Source organism: Paraburkholderia sp. DHOC27 (assembly GCF_003429005.1).
Taxonomy (GTDB): domain Bacteria; phylum Pseudomonadota; class Gammaproteobacteria; order Burkholderiales; family Burkholderiaceae; genus Paraburkholderia.
Genome location: NZ_QVQV01000010.1, coordinates 39,382 through 54,163 on the forward strand (window position 1 = coordinate 39,382; position 14,782 = coordinate 54,163).

General features: G+C 56.2%; 13 protein-coding genes. 7 read left to right on the forward strand and 6 right to left on the reverse strand.

Annotation, left to right across the window (positions count from 1 at the left end; genetic code table 11):
• Positions 1-107: 107 nt before the first annotated feature.
• Positions 108-389 (reverse strand): hypothetical protein, encoded by a 282-nt coding sequence (locus D0B32_RS33025; RefSeq protein ID WP_181969927.1) that lies wholly within the window; start codon positions 387-389, stop codon positions 108-110.
• A gap of 37 nt (positions 390-426) precedes the next feature.
• On the opposite strand from D0B32_RS33025, the gene D0B32_RS27665 reads away from it, so the two are divergent.
• From D0B32_RS27665 to alsS, 6 genes are all read left to right on the forward strand, one after another.
• Positions 427-1,485: a TM2 domain-containing protein gene (locus D0B32_RS27665; protein ID WP_117337518.1), complete on the forward strand. Its 1,059-nt coding sequence runs from the start codon at positions 427-429 to the stop codon at positions 1,483-1,485.
• Between the two features lie 608 nt (positions 1,486-2,093).
• Positions 2,094-2,318 carry a helix-turn-helix domain-containing protein gene (locus D0B32_RS33220; protein WP_404935610.1) on the forward strand — a complete coding sequence of 75 codons (225 nt, stop codon included), beginning with the start codon at positions 2,094-2,096 and terminating at the stop codon, positions 2,316-2,318.
• 159 nt (positions 2,319-2,477) lie between these two features.
• On the forward strand, positions 2,478-2,786 hold the full coding sequence (locus D0B32_RS27675) for a hypothetical protein (protein WP_117337520.1): 309 nt from the start codon (positions 2,478-2,480) through the stop codon (positions 2,784-2,786).
• Between the two features lie 617 nt (positions 2,787-3,403).
• Positions 3,404-4,387 (forward strand): tetratricopeptide repeat protein, encoded by a 984-nt coding sequence (locus D0B32_RS33225; RefSeq protein WP_117337521.1) that lies wholly within the window; start codon positions 3,404-3,406, stop codon positions 4,385-4,387.
• 921 nt (positions 4,388-5,308) lie between these two features.
• Positions 5,309-6,139, forward strand: coding sequence for an acetolactate decarboxylase (gene budA / locus D0B32_RS27685; RefSeq protein WP_117337522.1), 831 nt, complete (start codon positions 5,309-5,311; stop codon positions 6,137-6,139).
• A 10-nt stretch (positions 6,140-6,149) separates the two neighbouring features.
• Positions 6,150-7,826 carry an acetolactate synthase AlsS gene (gene alsS, locus D0B32_RS27690; RefSeq protein ID WP_117337523.1) on the forward strand — a complete coding sequence of 559 codons (1,677 nt, stop codon included), beginning with the start codon at positions 6,150-6,152 and terminating at the stop codon, positions 7,824-7,826.
• A gap of 168 nt (positions 7,827-7,994) precedes the next feature.
• On the opposite strand, the gene D0B32_RS33230 is transcribed toward alsS, so the two are convergent.
• The 5 genes from D0B32_RS33230 to D0B32_RS27715 form a co-directional block, all read right to left on the reverse strand.
• On the reverse strand, positions 7,995-8,444 hold the full coding sequence (locus tag D0B32_RS33230; RefSeq protein WP_117337524.1) for a DUF3331 domain-containing protein: 450 nt from the start codon (positions 8,442-8,444) through the stop codon (positions 7,995-7,997).
• Positions 8,445-8,471: 27 nt separating this feature from the next.
• Complete coding sequence (locus tag D0B32_RS27700) at positions 8,472-9,251, reverse strand: SDR family oxidoreductase (protein WP_117337525.1); 780 nt, start codon at positions 9,249-9,251, stop codon at positions 8,472-8,474.
• Positions 9,252-9,354: 103 nt separating this feature from the next.
• Positions 9,355-9,780 carry an organic hydroperoxide resistance protein gene (locus D0B32_RS27705; RefSeq protein WP_117337526.1) on the reverse strand — a complete coding sequence of 142 codons (426 nt, stop codon included), beginning with the start codon at positions 9,778-9,780 and terminating at the stop codon, positions 9,355-9,357.
• Positions 9,781-10,081: 301 nt separating this feature from the next.
• Positions 10,082-11,089: a cytochrome d ubiquinol oxidase subunit II gene (cydB, locus tag D0B32_RS27710; RefSeq protein ID WP_117337527.1), complete on the reverse strand. Its 1,008-nt coding sequence runs from the start codon at positions 11,087-11,089 to the stop codon at positions 10,082-10,084.
• A 4-nt stretch (positions 11,090-11,093) separates the two neighbouring features.
• The gene (locus D0B32_RS27715; RefSeq protein ID WP_117337528.1) at positions 11,094-12,482 is read right to left on the reverse strand and encodes a cytochrome ubiquinol oxidase subunit I; all 1,389 of its coding nucleotides are present in this window, start codon (positions 12,480-12,482) and stop codon (positions 11,094-11,096) included.
• A gap of 584 nt (positions 12,483-13,066) precedes the next feature.
• Here D0B32_RS27715 and D0B32_RS27720 point away from each other — a divergent pair.
• Positions 13,067-14,776, forward strand: a complete 1,710-nt coding sequence (locus D0B32_RS27720; RefSeq protein ID WP_117337529.1) for a thiamine pyrophosphate-dependent enzyme — start codon at positions 13,067-13,069, stop codon at positions 14,774-14,776.
• The last annotated feature ends 6 nt before the right edge of the window (positions 14,777-14,782 follow it).

Consider the following 14,782-nt stretch of genomic DNA (forward strand, 5'->3'; position numbering starts at 1 on the left):
GCACAGCCTCGCGCGCCCCGTCCTCGACTGTCTCCGTGCCCGCAAATCCGTTGAGGTTCGTTTTCGTAAAGCCCGGAGAGACCGCGTTGACTCTTATCCCTTCTGCCTCAAGTTCGAGGGTCATTGCAAGCAGAAGTTGCCGGAGCAGCACTGGCAGCCACCGTCTTGGCGACAACCTTCTTTGCCACCGCCTTCTTGGTCGCAACTTTTTTCGCCGCACCCTTTTTCGTTGCCGCCACGATTTTTTCCCCTACGCTCTTCTTGGCAACAGCTTTTTTGGTCGCAACTTTCTTCGCCGGTAGGCGCAGCGTTGGTTCGTTAAGTGAGCTCTCAAGATTTGGCCTCACGTTACCGTTATTACGGCAGAGTCGTAAGGTGCATTTAATCAATTAAAAAAAGCCATAAACCGAGGATCACATAGAAGCCATGAACGACATTACTCCGCAAGCCATTGGGGACCACGCCTTCCATCGCAATCTCCACCAAGCCCAAATCCGCTCTGGATTCGCTGCGTTTTTGCTCTGGTTCTTCCTAGGCAGTTTGGGTGCACATTTGATGTACCTGCGTCGCTGGACCATGCTCATTTTTCACTACCTGATGGCAGTCCTGACAGTGGTGGCGGTCGTCATGGTGTTCCGCAACAACGATATCCACAGTCTTGGCGTTGGTTTAGCTGCGTTGTGGATGGCATTCATTCCGGTTGGAATCTACAACTTCGGCAGTCTGTGCATCCTGTTCCCGCAGGTGAACTATTGCAACGAAGATTCAGCGCTGAGACTCGCGGGACGCAAGACAGAACGTGCGCGGATGCCTGAAAGGCTTTTAATCCTTGTGTCGGGTGGCGCACTCGCGATTTTCATTGGGGCGATGTCAACTAGCCCGTCTGCGAGCTATTCCACATCATCTACGACTCCGGACGCGACTGTGCCAACGCCTGCGGTACAGCAAGTCAATCCCGAGAGCACTAACAGCGCGCCTGTTGCGAAGGTCGAGCAGGGCGACGTGCAGCCGCAAGCCAATGCGGCGGAAGCGGCTTCACAAGTAGCGACGGTGGCAGATGCCACGCCAGCAGAAGATCAGCAAGCAACGGCTCCGACACCGACAGAGGCACAGCCCACGCAGGCCAGTGCTTCTCAACCGGCAGACCCTGCTACGGACTTGAACACAACACCGAATCAGGTATATGGAACGAGTTTCGACTGCGCTAAGAGCCACTCTCAGAATGAGTATCTGATTTGTCACACGCCCGCACTTGCTGCCGCAGACGTGAAACTCACTAACGCGGTTACCACAGCTAAAAGCGCAATTGCCCCGACGGATTTGGATGCGTTCAAAGATCGGATGCGCGGACAGTGGAATTTCCGGGAGAAGCACTGTAACGACGTAGCCTGTCTGAATACGTGGTACCAGTATCAAACCAATACGATGGCACTCATCGAGCAAACCAAGAACGTGGCGGCTCGCCTAGATGCCGCCCAGAACTGACGATCAAGCAAGGCAAAGGGGCGGCCAGAATCCCTAGTAAGAATCGTGCAACCTCGAAATCTTTCATATTCGTAACGTAATTCGTGAAACGCCCGCAAGCTAATCCCTTGCGGGCGTTTCTATTTGCGGTAGGCGTGAATCCTGCTGACCACGGGGTAGTTTAAGTTTGAAATCAAACTAGGGTGTTCCGTAAACACCCCGTTGCACAGTAATATTCCATGCCTTTCTTTTTAGAACCTGCCTGCGATTCAGCGGCAGGTCTGACCTTTGCGCCCATATTCGCCGCGAGCGTCCAGCGATGCCCGCGGCGCTCTTGCATCAGCGCTTGTAACCATCACGAGACCAGATGGGAAGTCGAAGCGCGACAAACCCAAAACAACCCGCCACGCGTCGATTGTCGACAGCCGTAAAGGCGGTCCGCTTGGCGAACGACTTGTCCCTCGTTTAGCTGTCGGAGCTGACGGGAATGAGCCGGAACACCTTGTGGCGAATTGAGAACAAGAGTTCCAACGCTCGCTTGCACAATCGACACGCTTGCAGAATGCTTCCAAATTAACCCCAGCCAATTACTTGCCGAGAGCCCCGTCGATGGCCGGCTAAAAAAAAGATTGTCCCTACCCGAGCTTGTCGCTAAAAACATCGCGAACTATCGCGTGGCCGCAGGCTTGTCGCAGGATGCCCTCGGAACCGCAGCAGGGATTGCCAAAAACTATGCGTCGCTGATTGAGGTCAGTGCACCGGACCTAACGATTGAGACTGTCGAGAGCATCGCTCGTGTGCTCGAAATCGACGCTTCCCTCCTGCTAGCAGACCCCCGCGAAAGCGCGTCTTAGTTGCACTCATCGGGCGACCCTCGCCTGCTCATACGACGGCGCACCCGTCTCGCCGAACGTGATCAGCGCATTAGGCTAGACCGAAAGTTCTGAACCGGTTACGCTGGAAGCGCTGAAACGACAGTATCGTCAAGCCAGTCGACACGCCAAGGGAGCCCTATGGAAGTGAGCACCGAAACGCTTGTAGATATGCTGCTAGAAGTGGAAGCAGAGGACCCAATTGATTATGGAGACCTGCCGTTCGGTGAGAACGAATTGCGACGGCTGGTAATGACCTCACTGGTTGAGCGGCATCATGTCGTCGAGGGCGGTCTGTCGGTAACCGACATCCACGCTATGTATCTGTTGAGCACCGCCAAACTTGTGCTCGAGAACACCGTGTTGCACGCGCGGATTCTGATGCTTCAAGGACGTCAGGTCGACGTGCAGTCGCTGCTCGCTCCGTTCACTCTGAAAGGTAAAAAGTAACGCGTGAGCGTGGGACGGGCCCTCGAATCGGCGTTCATGTCGAGACTCGCTCCCCAATTCGAGTTGCTCCGGCGCACCAGTTACTAGGCCAACACTCATGAAAACGTGACGTACAAATAGAATTGCACGGAAAGGCCATCCGCGTATAAATCTATTTGTACGTCCCCAGCATGCCCCAACTTCTCGGCTTCTCACCCACGGTAGCCGTCCCCAAGGGTCAACGCATGCCCGTACTAGGTTCAGCTTTTGCCCAGCGCTTTGAGACGCGGTACTGCACGGAACACGAAATACACGAACGATGTTGCTCGCTCATAAGGTCAGCTAGGCGTCTTTCCATGACGTCGTAGGACGGCTACTTGCCCCCGAATATCCGGCACAGCAAGGTCTTATGCAATTGGCATACGCATCGTCACCTTGCGCGGCTGCGTTCGACAGCACGCGACCCGTTCCAGCCTTTCCACGTTCTCGTTAGCGGACATCAAGCACCTGCCGATCTGGACTACTCTTCAGTTGCGAAGCAGCTTTGCTCAACCTCGAATTATGCTTTAGATTTTCATACTTTTTTTGATACCAAATATTCTATCCGGCTATCCAGGCTCTCTGAAAACCCTTGATCCATGAACAAGACCAAAATGACGCAAGGCTTGCGCAAGAATCTACCCCTTTGGTCAGCCACGTCGACGAGACTGTTTCACACATATGGTCTGCGCTATACCGTCCTCGCGTTCCTTGTTGCGATCGGAATGCCCCAAGGGCTTCATGCCGCCCCGATAGATGTGGATCAGATCTGGGACTGGAGTTCGCCAACCCGTAGCGAGGCGCACTTCCGCGCTGCAATGGCGGGGGGCGATACAAACCAGAAATTCATTCTTAAGACTCAAATTGCGCGGACTTACGGATTACGCGGCCAGTTTTCCCAGGCACGTCAGGTCCTCGATGATCTGGAACCCAGCTTGAATCATGTCTCACCCGAGGCGCAAACACGCTACCACCTGGAACGAGGACGCACGCTCGCTTCTGCCGTACCGGTCGCCGGTGGCCCAACGCCGGAAATGCTGAGCGCGGCGCGTAATGAATACCTTGAGGCGTTTCGACTCGCCTCCCGGGAGCATCTGGATGACCTTGCCGTGGATGCGCTGCACATGATGGCCTTCGTCGATACCGCCCCAGCGGATCAATTGCGCTGGGATGATCGCGCGCTGACACTTGCCTCGAACTCTTCAGATCGCAAGGCGCAGCATTGGGAGGCTTCACTGCGCAACAATATAGGGGGCGCGCTTAACGATCTGGGACGCCACCACGATGCACTCGACCAATTCCGCATTGCGCTTGCGCTGCGCGCCCGCGCTGGAGATGCAGAGGCGACGCGACAAGCATGGTGCTCCGTGGGCTGGACGCTGCGCCTGTTGGGCAGGAATGCCGAAGCGCTAGTGATCCAGAAACAGCTTCTTGCTGAATACGACGACTCCGGAATAACGAACCCGGACGTGTTGGATGAACTTAGGGAACTATATAGCGCCGCGGGCGACAAACAGGCGGCATCCATGTATGCGAGCCGCCTGCAGGAGTACGAAGCAGCCCATCCCGACGCAAATCCTTAGAATATTCGGCATACAGCACAAAGTGCGCAATGTGTCTGCTCGACTGAGGCCGGCGGTCAGGTTGCTGCTTAACCCGACGTAGACTCCGCACTTTCGGATCACAAAGACGCAATGCATTTTCCGTTGAGCTGATAGGCAGATTGTCAACGAGCTACGACACATCGCCGATATCCATAGTTGGCTGAACCCGAAAGTCCACGTCAGTTGATGCGCGATGCATCCCGCTCAGGGTCGCGAACTTCTGCACGCGACCCTTTGCGGTCCTCCACATCAACTTGATTTAACGGCCGGTCTCGACCGTACAACGGCCGTACGTCGAATCTTCTATCTATATCGTTCGTACACATCCTTTGCGACATCAGACAGATTGGACTATGCGTACGTAGGTAGAGTGTCAGAATACTGACAGTGGCGACGTGAGCAGCCACACAATGACTCGCCCCGTCACCGAATTCGGTTCCGTAGCAAATCCATCGCTAGACGAGATCGCTTCCAGTTCGCTGCCAAGATACGTAGGTAGTGCGCGGGCGACTGGCTGGACGCTCAGCCCGGCCGGGTAAGCGACATTCATTTCAATGGGCTCGACCACTCAATCTGACAACAACGCGACGAGCCAATCAACACACGGCTCGACACTGCAACCCATGTCCCCCGTGCGAGAATCCCCAAGCCAGCAACGGCTGCCGCTGCAATCCCTTTGTTGCGACATAAATGTCTGACGTAAAACTCGACAACCTCCTGCCTCCCCCGCAGTAACTCCGTCAAGCCGCGCACGACGCTCCCCCATCCAGGTGATTGGCTTGACCAGAAAAGTGGCGCAGTATGACCGCTTCGATCCCGGGCCTTGCTCGACGTGCGATGCAGCGGGCCCGCTCAATCTTTCCCGCATTTGCCCGATCTACGTCACGGAGGAGACGACTCATGCCTGAATTGAATCTGGTCATTCCCACCGTTCTGGACCGCGCGCTTAAAGATGAAGTGACACGAACTGGAACGACTGCATCGTCCATTGTCGCGTCAGCGCTCGCAGAATACTTTCATACGCCCCTGCATACGCTCTTTCAGGTTTCGACCTCTGGCGCGTTGGTCGAGGGTGTGTACACGGGCGCCGTCTCGTCCGAAGTCATCCTTGAACACGGCGATTTCGGTTTGGGTACGTTCGAGAATCTCGACGGCGAGATGGTCGTGCTTGACGGACATATTTACCGCGCTCGCGGCGATGGGACGGTATCGGAGGCTGACGCGGATGCGCGTGCCCCCTTCGCGGTCGTGACTCGCTTCGAGCCCGATGTCGACCTTCAGCTCGCTCCGACCGCTTCACTCGACGCGTTGACGCAGCGCTGTGATGAACATCGGAGCTCGAACAACATCTTCTACGCGGTGCGTGTCGACGGTGATTTTCATCATGTCCGCATGCGCGCCGTGAGTCCACCTGCAAGCGGAGGACGCCTGATCGACGCTGCGAAAGCGCAGTCTGAGTTCGAACTCAGCGAAGTCCGTGGCACGCTCGTCGGACTGTGGTCGCCGGGTTTTTCGAGTGCATTCAGCATCGCGGGGTACCACTTTCACTTCCTGTCCGAAGACCGCAAGCATGGTGGCCATTTGCTTGGCTGCTCCACTGCGTCGATGCGGCTTCGTATCGAAGCGCTCACGGACTTTCATCTCGCGTTGCCCGAAAACGAATCGTTCCTCAAGGCGGACCTGAGCAAGAACTCCGCAGGTGAACTCGCTTATGCCGAACAGGCTCATTAGGAGTGAATTTATGTCTAACGAAAATGACAACAAGTCTCGCATCGGCGCCGACCTGGTGGTGCAGACCCTTGAAAGCCAGGGCGTCGAATACGTGTTCGGTATTCCTGGCGCGAAGATCGACGCGGTCTTCAACACGCTTGTCGACTCGAAGATAAAGACGGTCGTCTGCAGGCACGAACAGAATGCCGCGTTCATTGCCGGTGGAATTGGTCGCATGACTGGGAAAGCCGGCGTATGCATCGCAACGTCTGGACCAGGTGTATCGAACCTTGTGACGGGGCTGGCGACAGCGAACTCCGAAGGCGATCCGGTGGTCGCGCTGGGTGGCGCAGTTGCCACGGGCGAAGCGCTAAAACATCTTCACCAGACCATGGACTCGGTATCCATCTGCAAGCCGGTTACCAAGTACAGCGCCTCAGTGGGCGCGCCGCAAGCGGTCGCCGAGGTGGTCAGCAATGCCTTCCGCGCGGCAGAGTCTGGGCGTCCTGGCGCCGCGTTCGTCAGCCTGCCTCGTGACATCATGTCGGCACGAGCTGAAGGCAAATTGCTGAACGCCCCTGCATTCGCAGGTCAAGGCCCCGCGGATGGCGGCGCTATTTCAGAAGCTGCCCGGCTGATCAACGCGGCGCAAACGCCTGTCGTGCTCCTTGGCCTGCTGGCAAGCAAGCCTGCCAATGCGGACGCAGTACGCGAGATAATCGCTGCGAATCAGTTGCCGGTGGTGGGGACATTTCAGGCCGCAGGGGCGATTGCCGCACACCTGCTGGAAGATTTCGGCGGGCGCGTTGGTCAACTGGCCAATCAACCGGCAGATCGGCTGCTGGACGCCGCAGATCTGGTCATCACGGTAGGCTACGATCCGGTCGAGTATTGGCCCACGCTCTGGAACAAGAACCGTGACCGGAAGATCATTCACATCGACGCACTGCCCGCCGATCTGGATTCGTATTACAGCCCGACCGTCGAATTGACCGGCGATATCGCGCAAAGTCTTGCGGCCTTGAATACACTGGTCAAACGCCCAGGCCCATCGGCCGTCACGTCGTCAATCCTTCAGACCATCAGGGAAGAACGTACGCGCTTGGGTGAGGAAGCGGCCCGACTTGGCGGAACACCCGTTCATCCGCTCAGGATCGTTCACGAACTGCAAAAGCTGCTCGATCCCGATGTCACGCTCTGCCTCGACATGGGTTCGTTCCATCTCTGGTTCGCTCGTCATCTCTACAGCTTCAGGTCGCGTCAGGTGCTGATTTCCAATGGTCAGCAGACACTCGGAGTTGCATTGCCCTGGGCGATTGCAGCAACCCTCGTGCGGCCGACAGAAAAAGTCATTTCAATTTCCGGCGACGGTGGATTCCTGTTTTCAAGCATGGAACTCGAAACGGCGGTGCGACTGAAATCAAATCTCGTGCATCTGGTCATGATCGACGGTAGTTACAACATGGTGGCGGTGCAAGAGGTCGCAAAATATGGCCGGCCGTCGGGGATCGAATTGGGCCCGGTGGATACCGTCAAATATGCCGAAGCGTTCGGTGCCGTAGGCCTCATGATTCGTACGGCTGATGAAATCGCGCCGGTGATGAAGAGAGCGCTTGAAATTCCTGGGCCGGTCGTGGTCGGTGTGCACGTGGACTACAGGGATAATCACAAGCTGTTTGAAATGGTCCACGACAATGTTTTTCATTGACGCGAAGCGGCAGTGACATCTACGCGAGCGGGATTGACAGATGACAATCCCGCTCGGTGCATTCAGGTCTGTCCCTGCGCAAATTGTTCATTGCGTGGTTCGCGCAGTTCAGACCGACAGACGACCGCTCAACAGGTCGCCCGCTCGAAAAATTTACAGACTCCGCTTTCAGCCATCCGGCGCCGTCAACACAGGTTGCGCAACTTCCAATCGCGCGATCGTGGTTGCCAAGATAGCGTGTTCAGCCGTGGCTAGCTTGCCCAACCGCATATTCCGACGATAAATTGCGGCTCCAGAGAGAAAGGGTTCGCCACTTAACGAACACACCCCCTTTCGTCGCGCCATACGTAAGTGCCAGATCTCGTCGCTATACCTTCCCGAGGTTGCGTCGGCCAGGCTGATCACGATCGAGGTTGAAGAGATTCTCTCCTGTACTTCAACGCGGGTGGAATCCCGTATCGGAGCCTGAAGCCGACGGTGCTGTATCGAGGAAGTGCATTGCGAGTGCACGTCCGCATTGCCTCGGGCCGACGAACTCGCCGCCAGCAACCTGACCACTTCCCTCCACCGCTTGTCATTCAAGCTATCGTTCATTACCTCGCACTTTCCCACAAGCATTTGCACTGATTGATCGTGTCCGCTTTCCTAGAACGTTCCCGGATAGGCTCCGCCATCAATCAACAGGTTTTGCCCCGTGATGAAGCCGGCGTGCGTGCTACAAAGAAACGCACACGCTGCACCGAATTCCTGGGCCGTGCCAAGTCGTCCAGCGGGGACCTTTCGCATCTCGTGTGCCATCGCTTCTACCACACTCTGGTTTGCCTCTTTTGCCAGCGCGGTCACGTTGGCCCTCGTGCGATCCGTATCAAAGCCACCGGGCAGCAGATTGTTGACCGTCACGTTGTGAGAAGCGACTCTTCTCGCGAGGCCAGCCGCAAATCCCGTTAGTCCGGAACGGGCGCCGTTTGACAGACACAGCGCATCGATTGGAGCCTTGACCGCTGAACTGGTAATGTTGACGATCCGGCCGAATCCGCGCGAGATCATGCCGTCGATGACCGCGCGGATCAATTCGATCGGCGTCAGCATGTTGCTGTTCAGCGCGCGATTCCAGTCATCGACAGTGAAACTGCGAAAGTCACCGGGCGGTGGGCCGCCTGCGTTCGAGACAAGAATGTCGATCTGCGGACACGCATGCAGCGCAGCAGAGCGTCCCTCAGCCGTGGTGATATCGCAGGCCACCGTCTGAACCGTGACGCCGTGCTGCGCACGAAGGGTTGCGGCTGCCTCCTCCAGCTTTGGCGGAGTGCGAGCCACGATAACGAGGTTGACGCCTTCGGCGGCCAATGCATCCGCACAGCCGCGACCGAGTCCAGCGCTCGCGCCGCAAACCAATGCGGTTTTTCCTTTGATTCCCATATCCATAATGTAATTCCGGTTTGACTGCGCCTAAACCGACGCAGCATGTTTTTTTATGACTTCGCGTTCAATCTGACAACATCAACGCATTGATCGGATCTGGTCCCGATCAGACGAGCAACAACGTGACGTCAATGTTGTTGCGCGTTGCATTCGAGTAAGGGCAAACAGCATGCGCCTTGTTGATCAGATCCCGGGCTGCCTCCCGATCCATCCCCGGCAGGGAAATCTTCAACTCGACTTCGATCCCGAGTCCTTGTGCAATTGCACCAATACCGACGCTCCCGTCAATCGATACATCGGGAGGAAGAAGAAGCCTCTCACGCGCCGCCACGGCTTTCATCGCACCGATAAAGCATGCGCTATAGCCCGCTGCAAACAATTGCTCCGGGTTAGCGCCGTCACCGCCCCTTCCTCCGAGCTCTTTGGGTGTGGTCAGGCTAAGCGCTAGATGACTCTCCGGAACGACTGCGTGGCCGTCGCGACCACCCGTTACATGAGCGTGCGCTCGATAGAGTATTTTTTCGATGGACATAGCAGATATCCATAAAATTATGGTGATTGAGGAGATACGACTTTCTGGTAAAAATATTTGCAGTGACTGGCCAGCTAACCGGGGTTGGCTGGAGTCAATGGAATCGATGTATCTCCCAGCTAACGAGGAGATGAAACGGGAGGACGACCAGTCCGGTGCACCCAACCCCCAGCAACCACAACCAGAGAAACCACGCGATCTCTCTGGCGATCCCCACGGTTCTGCAAGATGTATTTTTCAGCATGGCATTGGTGACGGAAGATAGCTGGCTAACAGGAAGCTTCCGTTCATGAATCAATATCTAGTGATATGCGGAGTCACTGTTTTTCACCTTGCCCTTGAAAACACGATATTGCATTGCGTTGTACACAAGAACTACCGGCAAAACGATGACCGTGCCGACGAGCGCGAATAGCTGGCTCGCGTGACTCGATGAGGCATCCCAGATTGTCAGCGCAGGGGGAATGATGGTCGGCCAGATGCTGATCAAGAGCCCGCTATAGCCGAGAAAACACAACGCTAGGGTTAGCGTGAACGGCATTGCTTCGTGGCGCCGTTTCACAGACCACAGGATGCCGCACACACACGCCAATACCAGCAGAGGAACCGGCAGGAACCAGCCTGGATGGCTCGTATTGAACCAGCGGTGTGCAATAGAGGGCAAACTCAGCACCGTCCACAAGCTGACTATGCCAACTACGCCGAACAGTACCCAGGCAAGCACACGCATGAGCGAGCGCATGCTACGTTGCAGACCGCCTTCCGTCTTGAGAATGAGCCAGCCGCAACCGAGCGTGGCGTAAGTCACCACCACGCCAATGCCGCAAAAAAGACTGAATGGCGAAAGCCAGTCGAACGGGCCGCCCGCAAAACGGCCGTTGATGACCCGGATGCCTTGAAGGAGCGACCCGAGCACGATGCCCTGGCACGACGCAGCTAGTGCCGAACCGCCCATGAACGCGACATCCCAGGCCCGTTGACTGTGTACGGATCTGGCGCGCAGCTCGAACGATGCCCCGCGAAAGATCAGGCCAACGACCATCAGGACAAGGGGCAGATAATTTGCAGGCAACAGCGTTGAATAGACGACGGGAAAAGCGCCGTAAAGTCCAGCACCGCCGAGCACCAGAAAGGTCTCGTTACCGTCCCATACCGGTGCGATGGTGCTCATCATCAGATCGCGATCACGCTTCGTCGCAACGAACGGAAAGAGCAGTCCTATCCCCAGATCGAAGCCGTCCAGCATCACGTAGATGAATACCCCCAGCCCGATGATAGCTGCCCAGATTACGGGGAGATCGATGTGCATAGCGTCACTCCGCCTTGAGCGCGTCGAGCGCGCGGTTGTTCAGGAGTGGATGCCCGTGCTGCCCGTTTTCGTTGAAGTGAACGTCCGGCCCGCGACTCATCATTCGTAGCATGTAGAAGACACCCGTTCCGAACACCAGAAAGTAGACAATGACGAAGATCAGCAGTGAGACGCCTGCCTGCACTGCATTGATCGGTGCAAGCGAGTCCGCAGTACGTAGCACGCCGTACACAGTCCACGGCTGTCGGCCTACCTCTGTCGTGATCCAACCTGCCAGCAGCGCGATGAGACCAGACGGCCCCATGCACAGCACGAGGCGGTGATACCAGCGTGCTGTGTACAGGTCCCCACGAACCCGCAGCAGCAGCCCGAGTAGCGCTGTCAGCACCATCAGCATGCCTAGACCCGCCATGATTCGAAACGTCCAGAAGATGATCGGCGAAAAGGGCCTGTCTTGCGGTGGGAAGTCTTTCAACCCGCGAATTTCACCAGTCCAACTATGTGTCAGGACGAGGCTGCCAAGGTGCGGTATCCGGACTGCGTAACGTGTGACTTCCGCGTTCATGTCGGGTAGTCCCACCAGGTTTAACGAGGTACCGCCTTTCTCCGTTACCCACAGGCCCTCGATAGCGGCAATCTTCGCAGGTTGATACTGGCGTGTATTGAGACCATGCGCGTCGCCAATGAAAATCTGGATTGGTGCAAGCAGCAACAGTATCCACAACGCCATGGAGAAACTGCGCGTGATGGGTGCTTCGCGCCGGCCCTGCAGCAGATGCCACGCACTGCATGCGGCGACGATAAACGCCGCGACGATGAACGCGGCGACTGTCATATGCGCGAGTCGAAACGGAAACGATGGGTTAAAAATGATCTTGAACCAATCCACGGGAACGATCCGCCCTCTCTCGACAGCGTAACCTTGCGGCGTTTGCATGAAACTGTTAGAGGCAAGGATCCAGAACGTCGAGATCAACGTACCCAAGGCGACCATGAGCGTTGCAAAGAAATGCGAAAGCGGGCTCACCCGTCGCCAGCCGAACAGCATCACGCCAAGAAATCCTGCTTCGAGAAAGAATGCGGTCAGTACCTCGTAAGTCAGCAGCGGGCCAGTGACGTTGCCGGCCACCGTGGAAAAGCCACTCCAGTTCGTGCCAAATTCATATGCCATGACCACGCCGGATACCACGCCCATTCCAAAACCGACCGCAAAAATGCCTGACCAGAACACGAACATCTGGCGGTAGGTACGGTCGCCAGTAAAGAGCCAAAGCGCCTCCAGCACCGCAAGAAAACTGGCCATACCGATACTGATCGCCGGGAAAACGATGTGGACGGATACGGTGAACGCGAACTGCAGCCTTGCAAGATCCAAGGCATCAAAGATGTGCATGACCGCCGATTCCTTTTCTGGTTAACCAATGCTTCTCGTAGAAATCGCCAAAGCGCGGCTAATCCGGTCATTGCTGCACGATGCCAATGCATAGCTAACAATCGGGAAATCTCACGCACAAATCGACGGGATATAGGAGCCTTGACAGGGGCTACAGTGTGCGTCACCTCGAGGAGCCGCTCCATCCCCCGATCGGGGAAGAGCGAAAAGGTAGTGGCCGAAAATATCAAGTCTTTGGCGCTCTCCGACTGGCACTCCGTGCGAAAGGCCTCGTTGTTCTAATAGTCTCCGAATATTTTCACTGCGCGAATATTCTGTAATGCGATGTATACGCAGAAAATCATTGTTCGTCTGTCGTCCCTTTTAAGCGCTGGGAATCGTGCGCCGCGACACCTGGACCTCGCACGCATTGAGCACGCATTAGCCCATCACTCCCCCAACGGAGGGATACCGGCACCGGGCTGTTCGAACCATACTAATGCTCCACTTTTGAAGGTACCGCAGAGGGCGGAGCGACGGAACATCGAGCCGCGACAAACTCTGCTTTTAACATCACCGATTAATCCCCTCGCCCGGAGTGACTCATGGGAAAGAAAGTCGCAGAGATCGTCGTTGAAGTGCTGGAACAGGCCGGCGTAGAGCGCTGCTACGGCATCGTCGGCGATACGATGAACCTCATTGCCGAAAACCTCGACAAGAGTTCAATCGACTGGGTTCATGTGCGTCATGAAGAGGCAGGTGCGTTCGCTGCGAGCGCAGAGGCACTCCTGACAGGCAAACTGACTGCCTGCGCGGGTAGCTGCGGACCTGGCAGCCTGCATTTCATCAATGGACTCTATGAGGCGAATCGCAACCGGTCACCTATTGTTTTGATTGCGACTCAGGTTGCGATGGCGGAGATGGGCTTTGAATTCATCCAGGAGGTCGATTTCAAGTCGGTCTTCAAGGAATGCTCTGTTTTTTGTGACATGATCCTGACACCGGAACAGGCGCGAAAGAAAACCGTCATGGCATGTCAGGCTGCACTCGCCAGGCGTGGCGTTGCGGTATTGATCGTCCCCGTTGATATTTCGCACGGCGAAGTCCGCGAAGACTATCCGTACCGCGTGCAGCACAGCCATCCAACCATCCGCCCTAACGACGAAGAGATTCAGCGCATTGCCGAAATCCTGAACGCGGGCACCAAAGTTGCAATCTATGCTGGCTCAGGTTGTGAAGGAGCGCTCGAAGAAATCAAGGCAGTTGCCGGGCTTCTCAAGGCACCCATGGCCCATACGACGCGGGGAAAAAGTTTCCTTGAGCACGACAATCCCTATAACGTCGGGATGACAGGCATTCTAGGCAACGAAGCGGGCTACCATGCACTCCTTGACTGCGATACGCTATTGCTGCTGGGCGCGGACTTCGCCTGGCGGCAGTTCTATCCTGACAATGCCAACATCGTTCAAATCGACATTGACCCGACTCACCTTGGACGGCGCCATCATGTCACTGTTGGCGCGGTGGGTGATGTAAAGCCCACCTTGCAGGCACTTCTGCCTCATCTTGAGCCGAAAAGCGATGCGTCGTTTCTCAATCACTACGTCGAGCGCTTTCGGCGCGTCATGGCTTCGTGGAACGAGCATCTCGTCCCTGGCCACGACGATACGATTCCTGGCTCGTATCTGACCTCGGTCATTGATCGATACGCCGATGCAGATGCCTTGATCGCCGGAGACGATGGCACGCCCATCGTGTGGGCGCATAAGGTCATGTCCACGAACGGCAAGCGGCGAATTTTCGGCAGTCTTCTTCACGGCACAATGGCGACAGCGCTTTCGAGTGCGATGGGCCTCAAGAAGGCAGCGCCGCACCGGCAGGTTATCGCGCTATGCGGTGACGGCGGCTTGTCGATGTTGTTTGGCGAACTCCTCACGACCATTCAGGAAGACGTGCCGATCAAGATCGCGGTGTACGACAATAGCAAATTGGGATTCGTTGAAATTGAGCAGAAGTCTGAAGGCATGCTCGACACCTTCACGCATCTCAAGAACCCCGACTTTGGGAAAGTCGCGGAGGCTATCGGTCTGTGGGGACGGACTGTGAAAAATGCTTCCGAACTTGAAGAGGCAGTAGAGGAATGGCTCGCGCAACCTGGGCCGGCATTGCTCAATGTTCTCGTCAATCCACTCGAACTGGTAAAGCCACCTTTTGTAGAGATGAAACCTGTCGTCGGGATGGCGCTCTACTCTGCACGTGCAATCCTTCATGGCCGCGGTGCGGACGTTTTCGAAATGTTGCGAGAAAACTTCTGAGTTGAC